Annotated in this window: 12 protein-coding genes; 10 read left to right on the top strand and 2 right to left on the bottom strand. The window is 70.9% G+C overall.

Going from position 1 to position 16,045, the window contains the following annotated elements:
- Positions 1–224: 224 nt before the first annotated feature.
- Positions 225–1,976 (bottom strand): dolichyl-phosphate-mannose--protein mannosyltransferase, encoded by a 1,752-nt coding sequence (locus ACIBI4_RS13550; RefSeq protein ID WP_399203949.1) that lies wholly within the window; start codon positions 1,974–1,976, stop codon positions 225–227.
- A 104-nt stretch (positions 1,977–2,080) separates the two neighbouring features.
- Here ACIBI4_RS13550 and rsmI point away from each other — a divergent pair, with 104 nt between their 5' ends.
- From rsmI to ACIBI4_RS13515, 7 genes are all read left to right on the top strand, one after another.
- Positions 2,081–2,965, top strand: a complete 885-nt coding sequence (gene rsmI / locus ACIBI4_RS13545) for a 16S rRNA (cytidine(1402)-2'-O)-methyltransferase (RefSeq protein ID WP_399203948.1) — start codon at positions 2,081–2,083, stop codon at positions 2,963–2,965.
- Positions 2,966–3,147: 182 nt separating this feature from the next.
- Positions 3,148–3,588: a hypothetical protein gene (locus ACIBI4_RS13540; protein WP_399203947.1), complete on the top strand. Its 441-nt coding sequence runs from the start codon at positions 3,148–3,150 to the stop codon at positions 3,586–3,588.
- A gap of 44 nt (positions 3,589–3,632) precedes the next feature.
- Positions 3,633–4,502: a TatD family hydrolase gene (locus tag ACIBI4_RS13535; protein ID WP_399203946.1), complete on the top strand. Its 870-nt coding sequence runs from the start codon at positions 3,633–3,635 to the stop codon at positions 4,500–4,502.
- Between the two features lie 115 nt (positions 4,503–4,617).
- A complete protein-coding gene (locus ACIBI4_RS13530) occupies positions 4,618–5,997 on the top strand; it encodes a ubiquitin-like domain-containing protein (protein ID WP_399203945.1) in 1,380 nt (459 codons plus the stop codon).
- A gap of 39 nt (positions 5,998–6,036) precedes the next feature.
- A complete protein-coding gene (rsmA, locus tag ACIBI4_RS13525) occupies positions 6,037–6,930 on the top strand; it encodes a 16S rRNA (adenine(1518)-N(6)/adenine(1519)-N(6))-dimethyltransferase RsmA (protein WP_399203944.1) in 894 nt (297 codons plus the stop codon).
- Positions 6,927–7,820 (top strand): 4-(cytidine 5'-diphospho)-2-C-methyl-D-erythritol kinase, encoded by an 894-nt coding sequence (locus ACIBI4_RS13520; RefSeq protein WP_399203942.1) that lies wholly within the window; start codon positions 6,927–6,929, stop codon positions 7,818–7,820. The genes rsmA and ACIBI4_RS13520 overlap by 4 nt, the downstream gene beginning before the upstream one ends.
- A gap of 68 nt (positions 7,821–7,888) precedes the next feature.
- Positions 7,889–9,235: an acyltransferase gene (locus ACIBI4_RS13515; protein ID WP_399203940.1), complete on the top strand. Its 1,347-nt coding sequence runs from the start codon at positions 7,889–7,891 to the stop codon at positions 9,233–9,235.
- A gap of 52 nt (positions 9,236–9,287) precedes the next feature.
- On the opposite strand, the gene ACIBI4_RS13510 is transcribed toward ACIBI4_RS13515, so the two are convergent.
- Complete coding sequence (locus tag ACIBI4_RS13510; RefSeq protein ID WP_399203939.1) at positions 9,288–9,968, bottom strand: lipoprotein; 681 nt, start codon at positions 9,966–9,968, stop codon at positions 9,288–9,290.
- 132 nt (positions 9,969–10,100) lie between these two features.
- Here ACIBI4_RS13510 and ACIBI4_RS13505 point away from each other — a divergent pair, with 132 nt between their 5' ends.
- The 3 genes from ACIBI4_RS13505 to ACIBI4_RS13495 all read left to right on the top strand — a co-directional run bounded on the left by ACIBI4_RS13505 (position 10,101) and on the right by ACIBI4_RS13495 (position 15,913).
- Complete coding sequence (locus tag ACIBI4_RS13505) at positions 10,101–11,912, top strand: ABC-F family ATP-binding cassette domain-containing protein (RefSeq protein ID WP_399203938.1); 1,812 nt, start codon at positions 10,101–10,103, stop codon at positions 11,910–11,912.
- A 256-nt stretch (positions 11,913–12,168) separates the two neighbouring features.
- A complete protein-coding gene (locus ACIBI4_RS13500; RefSeq protein ID WP_399203937.1) occupies positions 12,169–13,980 on the top strand; it encodes a PQQ-binding-like beta-propeller repeat protein in 1,812 nt (603 codons plus the stop codon).
- 88 nt (positions 13,981–14,068) lie between these two features.
- Positions 14,069–15,913 (top strand): PQQ-binding-like beta-propeller repeat protein, encoded by a 1,845-nt coding sequence (locus ACIBI4_RS13495; RefSeq protein WP_399203936.1) that lies wholly within the window; start codon positions 14,069–14,071, stop codon positions 15,911–15,913.
- Positions 15,914–16,045 lie beyond the last annotated feature (132 nt).

Raw genomic sequence — 16,045 nt, 5'->3', positions numbered from 1 at the left:
CGGAATCCGAACCGGTCGGGGACGACCCCCCGGTCACCCCGTTGTAAAGATTGAACGCGCCATAACCGGCAACTCCCACCATCACGGTGAAAACTCCGCCGACCAGGCTTGTCTTGACTCCATTGCGCATCGCTGCGCTCCCCTCCCCAGGAGTCCCGAACGCAGGTTGAACACGTTCAGGAAGTTATCGGGGAGCAGGTTATACCCACCCGGTCATCACCCGGCTAAACCCAGGTGTCGAACCACATCCTCGCCCGCCAGGAATCCACCGGAATGGGATGGGCCGTATAGAGAGGCCAGAAATAAATGAAGTTCCAGATGATGAGAAGGACGAGAACACCCGCCCCCACCACACCGACCACACGCCGCCGTTCACTCGACCCCGCGCGCCCGATCATCGCGCCGATCATCATCGCGAGCCCCAGGCACAGATACGGAATGAAGACGACCGCGTAGAAGAGGAAGATCGTGCGTTCCTGGTAGTTGAGCCAGGGCACGAAACCCGCGGCGAACGCGGCCGCGATGGCGCCCGCGCGCCAGTCGCGCCGGAAGAACCAGCGCCACAGCACGTAGAGGATCGCGAAGCAGGCGGCCCACCACAGGAGGGGGGTGCCGAGCGCGAGGACCTCGCTCGCGCACTTCTCGCGGGCGTCGGCCGGACAGCCTTCGGCGCCCGGCGCCGGTGACTCGTAGTAGTACGAGACCGGGCGGCCCAGGACCAGCCAGCTCCACGGGTTCGACTCGTAGTCGTGCGGGGTGGTCAGCCCGACATGGAACTCCCAGACCTGGTGCGAGTAGTGCCACAGGCTGCGCCACCAGTCGGGCAGCAGCCCGCCGACCCCGCTCGACGGATGGTCCGCGCCCCACTCGCGCAGATAACCGCGGTCGCCGGGCGCCGTGTTGAGCAGCCAGCCGGTCCAGGTCGCGAGGTAGGTGACGACCGCGACCGGCACCGTGGAGACGAACGCGGGCAGCACATCCCGCTTGAGGACCGTGAGATACGGCCGCCGGGCCCCCGCGGTCCGGCGCGCCCCCACGTCCCACAGGACCGTCATCAGGCCGAACGCGGCCAGGAAGATGCCGCCGTTCCACTTGGTGGCGAAGGCCAGGCCGAGCGCGACACCGGCCACGATCCGCCACGGCCGCCGGCCCAGGCGGAGCGTTTCCGCGATCGACGCGTCGGGCCGTACGACCCCTTCGTCGTCCATCGGCAGGGCCGCCGCGAGCCGGGCCCTCGCCTTGTCCCGGTCGATCACCAGCGCGCAGAACGCGGCCAGCACGAAGAACATCAGCGGCAGGTCGAGCAGCGCGGTCCGGCTCATCACGAAGTGCAGACCGTCGACCGCGAGCAGCAGACCGGCCAGGCAGCCCAGGAACGTCGAGCGGAACATCCGGCGTCCGACGCGGCACACCATCAGGACCGAGAGCGTGCCGAGCAGCGCCACCATGAAGCGCCAGCCGAACGGGGTGAGTCCGAAGAGCCACTCACCGGCCGCGATGACCCACTTGCCCATCGGCGGATGCACGACGTACGAGGGGTCGTGGCCGACCGGGACGTTCGAGCCGAGGTCGATGACCGTGTCGTTGTACTTCTCGGGCCAGCGGACCTCGTACCCCCGCTTGAGCAGGGCCCATGCGTCCTTCGCGTAGTACGTCTCGTCGAATATCACCGCATTCGGCTTGCCCAGCTGCCAGAAGCGCAGGATCCCCGCGAACAGCGCGACGAGCAGCGGGCCGCCCCAGCCGACCGACCGGGCGGCGCGGGAGGCGGGGTGCACCCTGAGCAGCGCCCACAGGCGCGGATTCGGCTCCGCGTACGGCGGGTCCAGACGCAGTCCCACGTCGTCCACGGGCCGTGCGGTGTACCCGAATCTGCGCAGCCGCGGCAGCCAGTCGCGCGTCTGCGGCTCGTCGGGGGCATCGCCGGGCGGCCGGGCGGTGGAGTCCCTTGTGGGTGGGGACGGAGCACTGGTCACCGCGCCATCGTAGGGAACCCGGCTGTGCACGTCCCCGGCACGGCCCGCCGGGGATGCGGACGGTGTCGGTCCATGGGCCGCGGGAGGCCTGCGAGGATGGACGCGTGACAGGAACGCAAGGAACCCTCGTCCTGGCCGGCACGCCCATCGGCGACACCGCCGACGCACCGCCCCGCCTCGCCGCCGAGCTGGAGAGCGCCGACATCGTCGCCGCCGAGGACACGCGCCGGCTGCGCCGCCTCACCCAGGCGCTCGGGGTGCAGACCACCGGCCGTGTCGTCTCGTACTTCGAGGGCAACGAGTCGGCCCGTACGCCCGAGCTGGTCGAGGCGCTCGCCGACGGCGCCCGGGTGCTCCTGGTCACCGACGCAGGGATGCCCTCCGTGTCCGACCCCGGCTACCGCCTCGTCGCGGCCGCCGTCGAGAAGGACATCAAGGTCACCGCCGTGCCGGGACCGTCCGCGGTGCTCACCGCGCTCGCGCTCTCCGGCCTGCCCGTCGACCGCTTCTGCTTCGAGGGCTTCCTGCCGCGCAAGGCCGGCGAGCGCATGTCGCGGCTGCGCGAGGTCGCCGACGAGCGGCGCACGCTCGTCTACTTCGAGGCCCCGCACCGCCTCGACGACACCCTCGCCGCGATGGCCGAGGCCTTCGGCGCCGAGCGCCGCGCCGCCGTCTGCCGCGAGCTGACCAAGACGTACGAGGAGGTCAAGCGCGGCTCACTCGGCGAGCTGGCCGCCTGGGCGGCCGAGGGCGTACGCGGCGAGATCACCGTCGTCGTCGAGGGCGCCCCCGAGACGGTCGCCGAGCTGGACGCGGACGAGCTGGTGCGCCGGGTGCAGGTACGCGAGGAGGCGGGGGAGCGGCGCAAGGAGGCCATCGCGGCCGTCGCGGTCGAAGCGGGGCTGCCCAAGCGCGAGGTCTTCGATGCCGTCGTCGCGGCAAAGAATGCCGCCGGCCGGTCGCCAAAGGACGGCAAAGGACTATCGTGAAAAGCAAAGGCTAAGCCGGGCATCGGCCTCTTTCCACATGAGGCGCCCAAAAGCGCTCCAATAGTCGACAGGTCTGATGCATTCCGGCCGGACGAGGCGTCCACTGGATGAAGGAACCCCATCGGTTCCTTCGCACGTGGATGACCCCGGACGTACTTGTCCGAGGGACAAGAGGAGCTGGCATGAGTGAGATCACCGGCCGCGCCGCCGACATCGACGCCGCAGCACAACCTTCCGTGGACCCGACCAGCCTGCCGACCCACCCGATCGCCACCGTTCACGAGTCGTACGCGTTCGCCTGCATGCGCTGTGGCCACGGCTGGGAGCAGTCGTACGACATCGAGCATTACGTCGACGGCAAGGGCAATGAATTCGTGCTCTACAAGGCGGGCGGGCAGCGTGTCCCGTCGCCGCTGAGCCGGCCCACCTGTCTCAACTGCGGCGGGCATGTCGTCCGCATCATGCAGGCCGGGCAGGTCTCCTCGATCCTCGACCTGCTGTCCCGCCAGAGCCACCACAAGGACCGCCCGGCGGCGGCCGGGGCGGAAGAGGCCGCGTCCGGGGCCGAGCACCACTGGCACCTCTCCGACCTTCTCCACCCCTTCAAGGGCAGGCAGCAGTAGGGCCTTCAACGGCCTGCGCGCAGCGGTAGGGCAGGATCGGGGGCATGAGCCCCAAGGACGCACCCCCGCCCCTGCCCGAGCCGCTGCGCATCCCCGTCGCGGACTCGCACACGCACCTCGACATGCAGGACGGCACCGTCGAGGAAGGGCTCGCCAAGGCCGCGTCGGTCGGTGTGACGACCGTGGTGCAGGTCGGCTGCGACCTCAAGGGCTCGCAGTGGGCGGCCGACACGGCGGCGGCGTACCGCGCCGTGCACGCCACCGTCGCGCTTCACCCCAACGAGGCGCCGCGCATCGTGCACGGCGACCCCGACGGCTGGTCGCGCCAAGGCGCGCGCGAGCCGCTCGGGGACGCCGGGCTCGACGAGGCGCTCGCCGAGATCGACCGGCTCGCCGCGCTGCCGCACGTCAAGGGCGTCGGCGAGACCGGGCTCGACTACTTCCGCACCGGGCCCGAGGGCAAGGCCGCGCAGGAGAAGTCCTTCCGCGCGCACATCGAGATCGCCAAGCGGCACGGCAAGGCGCTGGTCATCCACGACCGCGACGCGCACGCCGACGTGCTGCGGATCCTCAAGGAGGAGGGCGCGCCCGAACGGACCGTCTTCCACTGCTACTCCGGTGACGCGGCGATGGCCCAACTCTGCGCGCAGAACGGCTACTTCATGTCGTTCGCGGGCAACGTCACCTTCAAGAACGCCCAGCATCTGCGGGACGCGCTCGCCGTCGCGCCGCTGGACCTGGTGCTCGTCGAGACCGACGCCCCCTTCCTGACGCCCGCGCCGTACCGCGGACGGCCCAACGCGCCCTATCTCATTCCGATCACGCTGCGGGCGATGGCACTCGTCGCGGACGTGACGGAGGACGTGCTCGCAGAGGCGATCGCGGCGAACACCGCGCGAGCGTTCGATTACTGACGGATAACATCGGCGCCGCTCGCGACACTGTGTAGTCGCGTCGCTTGGGAGAGTGACGAAAGCTCCGCTAGGTTCTCCCCGCTTGATCGGGACCCCTGGAGCCTGGAGCGACGTCGTGAGCCATGGGACTTCGTACGACCCCTACGGGGTGCGCGAGCAGCAGCGGCATGCGCCGGAGCCGTACGAGCGGGAGCCGTACGCCCCCGAGCCGTACGCCCCGGAACCGTACGCCCCCGAGCCTTACGCCCCGGATCCGTACGCCCCCGACCCGTACCAGCCCGCGTACGAGACGCGGGGTGAGTTCCCGCGGCAGTCGGCCCTGACGGTGACAGCGCCGATCTCCGTCCCCCGCCCCGGGCGGGCCGCGGCGCGCAAGGCCGCGCGGCGGCGGAAATCCTCCGAGCGGCCCGAGCTGCGCCGGCTGGTGCCGCAGGCGCTCGTCGTCGCGTTCCTCGCGGGCGGCACCAGCGCGTTCGTCGCACAGGACAAGGCCGTGAAGCTCACGGTCGACGGCCAGGAGCGCACCCTGCACACCTTCGCCGACGACGTCGCCGAACTCGTCGCCGACGAGGGTCTCGCCGTCGGCGCGCACGATGTGGTCGCACCGGCCCCCGGCACCGAACTGGCCAGCGGCGACGAGGTGGTGGTGCGCTACGGGCGGCCCGTGCACCTCACGCTCGACGGGCAGCGGCGCAAGGTCTGGACGACCGAGGAAACCGTCGACGGGGCGCTGCGCCAGCTCGGGGTGCGCGCCGAGGGCGCGTATCTGTCGGCGTCGCGCTCGAAGCGGATCGCCCGCGGCGGGCTCGAGCTCGACATCCGCACCGAACGCACGGTCACGATCATGGCGGACGGCCGCGAGCGCACCATCCGCACGAACGCGGCGACCGTGCGCGAGGCCGTCGAGCAGGCCGGGATCTCGTTGCGCGGCCAGGACACCACGTCCGTGCAGCCTGACAGCTTCCCGCGCGACGGGCAGACGGTGACCGTCATGCGGATCACCGGCAGCAAGGAGGTGCGCGAGGAGCCGATCCCGTTCGCGGTCCGGCGCACCCAGGACCCGACGCAGTTCTCCGGCACGGAGGTCGTGGCCGAGCCGGGACGGCAGGGCGTACGACGGGTCACGTACGCGCTGCGGACCGTCAACGGCGTGAAGCAGAAGCCGAAGCGGCTGCGCACGGAGGTGGTGCGCGAGCCGGAGCCACAGCTCGTCAGGGTCGGCACGAAGCCGCTGCCGTCCTCGGTGAGCGGCGCGGACGGCCTCAACTGGTCCTCGCTCGCGGCCTGCGAATCGGGCGGCCGCCCCAACGCGACGGACCCCTCGGGCACGTACGGGGGCCTCTACCAGTTCGACACGCGAACCTGGCAGGGCCTCGGCGGATCGGGCCGTCCCCAGGACGCCCCGGCGGCGGAGCAGACCTTCCGCGCGAAGAAGCTGTACGTACAGCGGGGAGCCAGCCCGTGGCCGCACTGCGGGGGGCGGCTGCACAGCTGAGCGGGCAGCCCCGCCCCGGCCGCACCGTAACCTTGAACGGTGAGCACCACTGAGTCCGACGAGACCGGCCCCCTCCTCGGGCCCGCCGACATCCGCGAACTGGCCGCAGCCCTGGGCGTACGCCCGACCAAGCAGCGCGGCCAGAACTTCGTCATCGACGCGAACACCGTCCGCCGTATCGTCCGCACCGCGGGCGTACGCCCCGACGACGTGGTCGTCGAGATCGGCCCGGGCCTCGGCTCGCTGACGCTCGCGCTCCTGGAGGCCGCCGACCGGCTGGTCGCCGTGGAGATCGACGACACGCTCGCCGCCGCGCTGCCCGCCACCATCGAGGCCCGGATGCCCGCGCGCGCCGACCGCTTCGCGCTGGTGCACTCGGACGCGATGCTCGTACGGGAACTGCCGGGACCGGCCCCGACGGCCCTGGTTGCGAACCTGCCGTACAACGTCGCCGTGCCCGTCCTGCTGCACATGCTCGCGACCTTCCCGAGCATCGAACGCACCCTGGTCATGGTCCAGTCCGAGGTCGCCGACCGGCTCGCCGCACAGCCCGGCAACAAGGTGTACGGCGTGCCGTCCGTGAAGGCCAACTGGTACGCGGAGGTGAAGCGGGCGGGCGCGATCGGGCGCAACGTGTTCTGGCCCGCGCCCAACGTCGACAGCGGACTCGTCGCGCTGGTGCGGCGCACCGAGCCGGTGAAGACCACGGCCACGCGCCAGGAAGTGTTCGCGGTCGTCGACGCCGCGTTCGCCCAGCGCCGCAAGACCCTGCGCGCCGCGCTCGCCGGCTGGGCGGGTTCCGCCGCCGCGGCCGAGCAGGCCCTGGTCGCCGCCGGGATCTCCCCGCAGGCGCGCGGCGAGGCGCTGACCGTCGAGGAGTTCGCGCGGATCGCCGAGCACAAGGCGGACCCGACCGCGGAGGCCACGGCGTGAGCGTCACCGTCCGCGTACCCGCCAAGGTCAATGTGCAGCTGGCGGTCGGTGCCGCGCGGCCCGACGGCTTCCACGACCTGGCGAACGTCTTCCTGGCCGTCGGCCTGTACGACGAGGTCACGGTCACCCCGGCCGACGGGCTCAGGATCACCTGCTCGGGCCCGGACGCCCACCAGGTCCCGCTCGACGCCTCGAACCTGGCGGCCCGCGCGGCCCTCGCGCTCGCCGCGCGGCACGGGATCCCGGCCGATGTCCACCTCCACATCGCCAAGGACATCCCCGTCGCGGGCGGCATGGCGGGCGGCTCCGCGGACGGGGCGGGCGCGCTGCTCGCCTGTGACGCGCTGTGGGGGCTCGGCTCCTCGCGCCGTGAACTCCTCGACATCTGCGCCGAGTTGGGCAGCGACGTACCGTTCTCGCTGCTCGGCGGCGCGGCGCTCGGCACCGGGCGCGGCGAACTGCTCGAACCGCTGCCGGTCGGCGGCTCCTTCCACTGGGTGTTCGCGCTCGCCGACGGCGGACTCTCCACGCCCGCGGTGTACGGCGAGTTCGACCGTCTGACGGCCGGTACAGAGGTCCCGGCGCCGGTCGCGTCACCCTCCCTGCTCGCCGCGCTGCGCGACGGGGACGCGGTGGGCCTCGCGGCCACGGTCGTCAATGACCTCCAGCCCGCGGCCCTCTCGCTCTTCCCGGGGCTGGCCAGGACCCTCGCCGTCGGCGCCGAGGCGGGCGCGCTCGCCTCGCTGGTCTCGGGCTCGGGCCCGACCACGGCCTTCCTCGCGAAGTCCGCGGAGGGCGCGGAGGCGGTGGCGGCCGCGCTGCTCGCCTCGGGCACGTGCCGCGCGGCGCGGGTGACCTCGGGCCCCGCGCCAGGGGCGACCGTGGTCTGAACGTACTCACGTCGAACTGAGTAGCTGAGCCCTGACCGGCGCCCATGGCCGCGCGCGACGGTGTCCCCATGGCATCCACCGCGCGCGAGCTCGCAGACAAGACCCCGGTCACCCGGGACCGGTACATGGACCTGCTCCGGGTCGCCTCGCTCGGGACCGTCGTGATCGGGCACTGGCTGATGGCGGTCGTCAGCACCGACGACGCGGGGCAGCTGCAGATCGGCAACCTGCTCGCCAAGGTGCCGCAGCTGCAGGTGCTCACCTGGGCGCTGCAGATCATGCCCGTGTTCTTCTTCGTCGGCGGGTTCTCGCACGCGCTGTCCTACCGGTCCCTGGAGCGCAAGTCCGAGGGCACCTCGGTGTACGCGGCCTTCCTGCGCGCGCGCCTGCAGCGGCTGCTGCGGCCCACCATGGTGTTCATCCTGGTGTGGGGCGCCGCCGCGCTCATCCTCCAACTCATCGGCGGCAGCCCGCACCTGGCGGACATCACGCTGCGGCTCGTGCCCCAGCCGCTGTGGTTCATCGGGATCTATCTCGCGATGGTCGCCTTCACCCCGCCCCTGCTCAAGCTGCACGAGCGCCACGGCTGGGCGGCCTTCGGCGGTCTCGTCGCGGCGGCCGCGGCGGTGGACGTGCTGCGGTTCGCCGCAGGGGTGCCGTACCTGGAGTTCCTGAACTTCGCGTTCGTCTGGCTCGCGATCCACCAGCTCGGCTTCCTGCGCGCCGACGGAAAGCTCCGGATGCCGTCCGTGCTCGCCGCCACCGGACTCCTCGGCGCCGGCGCGCTCGTCGCCTTCGGCCCGTATCCGCTGAGCATGGTCGGCATGCCCGGCGAGAAGATCTCGAACATGGCCCCTCCCACCTTCGCCCTGCTCTGCCACGGGCTGTGGCTGGTCGGCGCGGTGGAACTGGTGCGGCGCCCGGCCGTGCGGTGGCTCGAGCGGCCCAAGGTCTGGCGGACGGTCGTCGCCGCGAACGGCATCTCCATGACCGCGTTCCTGTGGCACCTGACGGCGATGCTCGGCGTGTACGGCGTCCTCATCGGCCTCGACGTCACCCTGCCCGCGCCCGCGACAGCCGCCTGGTGGGCGCAGGTGCCGCTGCGGATGGCGGCGGCCGCGGTCCTCACGGCGCTGCTGGTCGCGGCGTTCCGCAGCTTCGAACGCCCGGCACCGGCCGCTCACACGACCACGCGCGCCACCACCACCCGCGCCGCCGGCTCGGGCCCGCTGGCCGCGCTCGGTATCGCCCTGTGCCTCTTCGGCGTCCTAGGCCTGTCGATGGTCGGCTACGGCGACCTGCTCGAAGGACGGTCGGCCCTGCTGATCGCGTTCCGCGTCACGGCTCCGGCCTCCGTCGCGATGGCGCTGGCGGGGTGGTTCCTGGTGGAGCGGGCGGGCAAGGGCCGGGTCTGAGCAGCGGGGGTGGGGGCAGCTCCGGGAGGGCGTCCCTCACCCCGGCCTCCGCTCAGCCGGAGACCCGCACCGACTCCTTCGCTAGCTCGTACGCGGGCAGCACGACCTTCTCGTCGCCCTGGTCCGAACCCCCGAGCGCCACCACGACCGTTCCCTCGGGGGTGCCGACCGCGAAGGCGCGGGTGGTGCGCCGCTCCTCGAAGAGCGGGTCGAGCTCCGAGTAGACGACCTCCACCGCCTCCGCGGAACCCGCCTTGAACGAGGTGTACTTCTCGTCGGCGTGCTCCTCGGCCTCGGCGACGAAACCCTCGAGGACCGTGCGCGGGTCGGCTCCTGCCTCGGGCATCTCGATGTACGTCCGCAGGAAGCCGATCTTCCCGGTCGCCTTGGCGCTGATCTCGCAGCTCGCGATGACCGGGCCGCGCGTGGCGAGACCCTCGAGGAGCTCGGCCATCTCATCCTCGGTGAGCGTCTCGGCGAGTTCGCCGTCGGCGTCGGGGTCGGGGGTGGTGTCGATGGCCGAGGGCTTCCACTTCGCCGCGATCCCGAAGGTCACCGGCAGTTCGCACGCCGAGCCCTTGGACCCGACCGTGCTCGCCTGCTCGGAGGCATTGGTGCCCTTACCGGCCTTCCCGTCGTCACCGGCCTTTCCGTCGCCGCCGCCCGAGCACCCCGCAACCAGGCCGACCGCCACGGCTGCCGCCGCCATTCCCCGTACCACCGCGCTGCGCATGATGCTGCTTCCCGCCCCTTGAGATCACGCTCCCGCCCCCCGGGAGATCGCCGCACGATATCCCGCCCCGCGCTCCGACTACCCTGGTAGGCCGACCGCAAGGTCGATCCGTGACCCCCGTACAGGAGTGAAATGGCCGTCAATCTGGTCAATGTCGAGTCCGTGAGCAAGGTGTACGGCACCCGTGCCCTGCTCGACGGAGTCTCGCTCGGCGTCTCCGAAGGGGACCGGATCGGGGTCGTGGGGCGCAACGGGGACGGCAAGACCACCCTGATCCGGATGCTCGCCAAGCTGGAGGAGGCCGACACCGGCCGCGTCACGCACAGCGGCGGGCTGCGCCTCGGCGTGCTCACGCAGCACGACTCGCTCGACCCCGAGGCCACCGTCCGCCACGAGGTCATCGGCGACATGGCCGACCACGAGTGGGCGGGCAGCGCCAAGATCCGTGACGTGCTGCAGGGCCTGTTCGGCGGGCTCGACCTGCCCGGCTTCCCGCAGGGCCTCGACACCGTGATCGGGCCGCTGTCCGGCGGTGAGCGGCGACGGATCGCGCTCGCGAAGCTGCTCATCGAGGAGCAGGACCTGATCGTCCTGGACGAGCCCACGAACCACCTCGACGTCGAGGGCATCTCCTGGCTCGCGAAGCATCTGCAGGAACGCCGCTCCGCGCTCGTGTGCGTGACGCACGACCGCTGGTTCCTCGACCAGGTCTGCACCCGCATGTGGGATGTGCAGAAGGGCGATGTCTTCGAGTACGAGGGCGGCTACAGCGACTACGTGTTCGCGCGGGCCGAGCGGGAGCGGATCGCCGCGACCGAGGAGACCAAGCGGCAGAACCTGATGCGCAAGGAGCTGGCCTGGCTGCGCCGCGGCGCCCCGGCCCGTACCTCCAAGCCGCGCTACCGCATCGAGGCCGCCAACGAGCTGATCGCCGACGTGCCGCCGCCGCGTGACACCAGCGAGCTGATGAAGTTCGCGAGTGCCCGGCTCGGCAAGACGGTCTTCGACCTCGAGGACGTCTCCGTGCAGGCCGGCGACAAGGTGCTGCTCAAGCATCTGACGTGGCAGCTCGGCCCCGGCGACCGCATCGGTCTCGTCGGCGTCAACGGCGCGGGCAAGACCTCCCTCCTGCGCGCGCTCGCCGAGGCGGCCCGCAGCGATGGGGAGAAGCAGCCGGTGGCCGGAAAGGTCGTCGTCGGCAAGACGGTCCGGCTCGCGTACCTCTCGCAGGAGGTGGGCGAGCTCGACCCGGACACCCGCGTCCTGCAGGCGGTGCAGCAGGTCCGCGACCGCGTCGATCTCGGCAAGGGCCGTGAGATGACCGCGGGCCAGCTGTGCGAGCAGTTCGGCTTCTCGAAGGAGAAGCAGTGGACCCCGGTGGGCGACCTGTCCGGCGGCGAGCGGCGCCGGCTGCAGATCCTCCGGCTCCTGATGGACGAGCCCAACGTCCTCTTCCTCGACGAGCCGACCAACGACCTCGACATCGAGACCCTGACGCAGCTGGAGGACCTCCTCGACGGCTGGCCGGGCTCGCTGATCGTGATCTCGCACGACCGTTTCTTCATCGAGCGCACCACCGACAAGGTGTTCGCGCTGCTCGGCGACGCCACCCTGCGGATGCTTCCGCGCGGCCTCGACGAGTACCTGGAGCGCCGTCAGCGCGTCATCGACGCGGCCGCCGCCGCGGCCACCCCGGTGGCACCCGCCGCGCCCGCGCCCGGGAAGTCCGCGGCGGACCAGCGCGCGGCCAAGAAGGAACTGCAGAAGATCGAGCGGCAGTTGGACAAAATTACCCAGAGCGAGACAAAGCTCCACGCTCAGATCGCCGAGAACGCCACCGACTTCGGCAAGGTCGCCGAGCTCGACACCCGGTTGAGGGAACTCGCCGGGGAGCGCGAGGAGTTGGAGATGCGGTGGCTGGAGCTCGCCGAGGACGCCTCGTAGGCGGGCGCGGGCGGTTCACCCGTCCGCAGTAACAGCCGTATCACGGGCCGGTCCTCCCTTGGGAACAGGGGAGCGACCGGCCCTCGGCATGCGCGGGCCGGGTGATAGAAAGAACTCCCGCCGAAGTGAAGCAGAGTTGCGGGAACCATGCCCGATTCGCTCCTTTCCGGGAGGATTTCAGAAGCTCTGAAGCTCACCGGAATTGCGGGGGAGGCCGGCCGGGCAGCGGGTCCCGCGTGATGAGGTAGTCCGACCGATGAGCCAGCCGCCCCAGCCGCCAGGACCACCGTCGCAGCCACCCGGGGGATTCGGGGGACCGGAGCAGCCGCAGCAGCCCGGCACTCCGCCGCCGCCTCCGGCCCAGCCGCCGGTGCAGCCCGCAGCTCCCACTCCTCAGCCCGGATACGGGTACCCGCAGGGACCGGCCGACCAGCCGTCCACCCAGCCGGGCCCCTACTCCCAGCCCTCGGGTCCGTACACGCAGCCCGCCGGCCCTTACGCGCAGCCCGCGGGTCCGTACACGCAGCAGCAGCCCGGTTACGGCTATCCGCAGCAGGCCCAGTACCCCGGCGCGCCCGCGCCCGGCGGTCCGGGCGGTCCGGGTGCGCCCGGCGGCCAGGGCGGCGGCTTCGGGCGGTTCTTCAAGGGCAAGCCCGGCGCGATCGTGGCGGCGGCCGTGGCCGGACTCCTCGTCATCGGCGCCGGTGTCTTCTTCCTCGTGAAGGACGACGATCCGAAGGAGCCGGTCGCCAAGCCCAGCGCGAGCGGCAAGAAGGACCCCAAGCCGTCGGAGTCCGTGGACCAGGGCGACGGCAAGGGCACCGGCAAGCAGGACACCTCCGTCAACGACGGCATCAAGGCGGGCGAGGTCCCGGCCTGGCTCGCGATGAACCAGCAGGACCTGCCGGGCAACGGTGCCGAGCTCTTCGACATCTGGGTGCAGGGCGACGTCGTCGTCCAGGCCGCCTACCGCGAGGTCACCGCGTTCTCGGTGAAGGACGGCTCGGAGCAGTGGAAGATCGAGCTGCCCTTCGAGGTCTGTGACACCCCCAAGCACACGACGCCCGACGGCAAGGTCGTCATCGCCCACAAGTCGGGCAACGGCGACCGCGCCAAGTGCTCGCAGCTGATGATGATCGACCTCACCACCGGCAAGCAGGGCTGGACCAAGGAGATGGGCGAGGGCGGTGCGTTCGACAACACCATCACCCTCGACCTCGTGATCTCCGGTGACACCCTGCTCGCGGGCCGCTCCCTGTCCGGCGTCGCGTACAACGTGGACGACGGCAAGCAGATCTGGGAGGCCAAGAAGGAGGACAAGGGCAACTGCTTCCCGTCCGCCTTCGCGGGCGGCAAGAAGCTGCTCGGCTCCGACTCCTGCAGTGCGGGCCAGCCCAACCAGCACGAGCAGCTCAAGGAGTACGACCCCGAGACCGGCAAGGTGAAGTGGCGGTACGAGGTCAAGAAGGGCTGGGAGGTCAACCGGGTCTACTCCGAGTCGCCGATCGTCGTCTCGCTGACGAACCGCGAGGAGAAGTCCTGGGCCATCGCCTCCTTCTCCGACAGCGGCAAGCTGCGCGCCCAGATCGACGGCGGCAAGGACAACTTCCGCCAGCAGTGCCTGGGGCTCGGCATCGGCCGGGAGAACTCGCAGAGCTGCTACGGGATGGTCGCCGGCGGCGACACGTTCTACATGGCGACCGAGGCGGAGAAGTCCGGTGACTACAACCGCGTCAACGAGGTCGTCGCCTTCGACCTCGGCACCGGCAAGGCCAAGTGGCGCTCCAAGGTGACCGACCGCCAGGTGCTTCCGCTGATGGTGGAGGGCTCGGACCTCATCGCGTATGTCGACGCCACCTTCGACAAGGGCGGCCAGATCGTGAAGTTCGGTCCCGGCGGCGGCAAGCCGACCGTGCTGCAGAAGCACTCCAGTGGTGCGCAGTCCGTGGAGAGCTCGATGTTCAGCGGGCCGCTCGCGTACGGCGACGGCCGGTTCTTCATGTCGCCGTCCCGCCTGCTCGGCAAGGACAGCGAGGAGCAGGCGCGCCTGCTGTCCTTCGGTAAGTGACGCACAGGGCCCGGCTGTCGGACACACCGTCCGCGGCCGGGCCCGGCACAGTCCCCGACATCCGCAATTCCCCGAGGTAGAGATCCCCATGTCACAGCCGCCCCAGCCACCCAACGAAGGTTTCGGTGCGCCGCAGGACCCGCCTCCCGGCGGCTTCGGCGCCCCGCAGGACCCCCCGCCCGGAGGTTTCGGCGCCCCGCAGGACCCCGGTTACGGCTACCCGCAGACGCCCCCGCCCCCGAGCGGACAGCCCGCGACCCCGCCGCCCCCGGCCGGCCCTCCGTCCACGCCGCCTCCGGGCCAGCCCGGTTACGGCTACCCGCAGGCACCGGCGCCCGGCCAGGTCTACCCGACCCCGGCTCCCGGGCAGCAGATCGGCTACGGCGCGCCCGCGGGTCAGCCGCAGCCCGGGCAGCCCTACGGCGCCCAGCCGCAGCAGCCGTACGGCACCTACCAGCAGCCGGGTGCCGTTCCCGGCGGGCCTGCCGGGAACGGCGGTGGCAAGAAGCTCAACACGCAGATGATGATCATCATCGCTGCCGTGGTGGCCATCGCCCTGATCATCGGCGGCGGCGTCTTCATCGCCACCAAGGACGACGGCGGCAAGAAGGACGAGTCCAAGCAGGGCCAGACCGACGGCGGCACCAAGGGCGGCGAGGGCGAGCAGGGCGGCGGAGGCGGCGGCAAGGAGAAGAAGCCGGCCGGCGACAGCCAGGTCCTCTTCAACGTCCCGGCGCCCGAGGTGAAGGGCGACGACTCGATCACCGTCAAGGGCTCGTGGCTGACGGAGAAGACGTACGCCAAGGTCGGCATGTACGAGATCGTCGGGTACGCGCCGGACAGCGGCGAGAAGCTGTGGACGATTCCGCTGGACGGTGAGGTCTGCTCCTCCTCGCCGCACGTGTCGGAGGACGGCATCACAGCGGTGCTCTTCCAGGAGGGCAAGCCCACCAAGTCCGACAAGTACAAGCCCTGCACGCAGGTCGCCGCGATCGACGTCGACAACGGCAAGAAGCTGTGGCAGGAAGGCGCCAAGAACGCCGACACCGACATGAACCTCAGCCAGGTGACCGTCGGCGGCAACCTGGTCGGCGCGTCCTCGGCGAGCGGTGGCGCCGCCTGGGACCTGAAGACCGGCGGCATCAAGTGGCAGCCGCGGGCCAGCGACAAGTGCCAGGACCAGGGCTACGGCGGCGGCAAGACGCTCGTCGCGATCAGCCGCTGCGGTGCCGACTTCGACGACGCGCCGCGCAAGGTGCAGCCGCTCGACGACGAGGGCAAGCCGATCTCGTCGTTCACGCTGCCCTCGGGCATCAAGTGGGCCGCGATCGCCTCGACCGACCCGCTGGTCGTCGCCGTCGACTCGACCGGTGAGTCGAAGGGCCCGACGGACTACTTCTCGATCGACGCCAAGACCGGCAAGATGCGCGCCAAGATCGCGGTCAACCCGGAAGAGATCATGAGCGACTGCGACGCCACCAACGCCGAGCCCTGCTCGCAGCTGGCGGTCGGCAAGGACCAGCTCTTCCTCGCCACCGAGGAGCACGAGGGCTCCAGCGAGTACGGCCGGACCAACGAGATCGTCTCGTACGACCTGGCGACCGGTAAGCCGACCGGCAAGAAGGCCGACGCCGGCGACAAGTACTCGATCTTCCCGCTGCGCATGGACGGCGACAACGTCATCGCGTACAAGATCCCGCCCTACGACAAGGGCGGCCAGATCGTCAGCATCGACGGGAAGTCCTTCAAGCAGACGGTGTTCCTGGAGAACCCCTCCGACGAGGCGGTACGGGACGCGGAGACCAGCTTCTCCACGTCGCACGCCGAATACCGCTACGCGAACGGGAAGCTGTTCATCTCGGACGTGTACGCCAGCAAGCCGCTGTCGTCGGACGACACGAACTATCTGGTCGTGGCGCTCGGCGTGAAGTAGCAGCAGCGTTCTCGCGGAACGGCCCTGTCCCCGCCGGGACAGGGCCGTTCTGTATTCCGTATTCGGTATCCGTCCCGAATGGCAGGTAATTCGCTGTTCCGAGGTGCTTCTGGCCGGTAGGGGGCGCGCAAT

Origin of the sequence: Streptomyces sp. NPDC050418, assembly GCF_044458745.1 — a bacterium.
Classification (GTDB): domain Bacteria; phylum Actinomycetota; class Actinomycetes; order Streptomycetales; family Streptomycetaceae; genus Streptomyces.
Note: the sequence above shows the minus strand (reverse complement) of the source record. Positions and strands in the feature narration are given on the sequence as shown.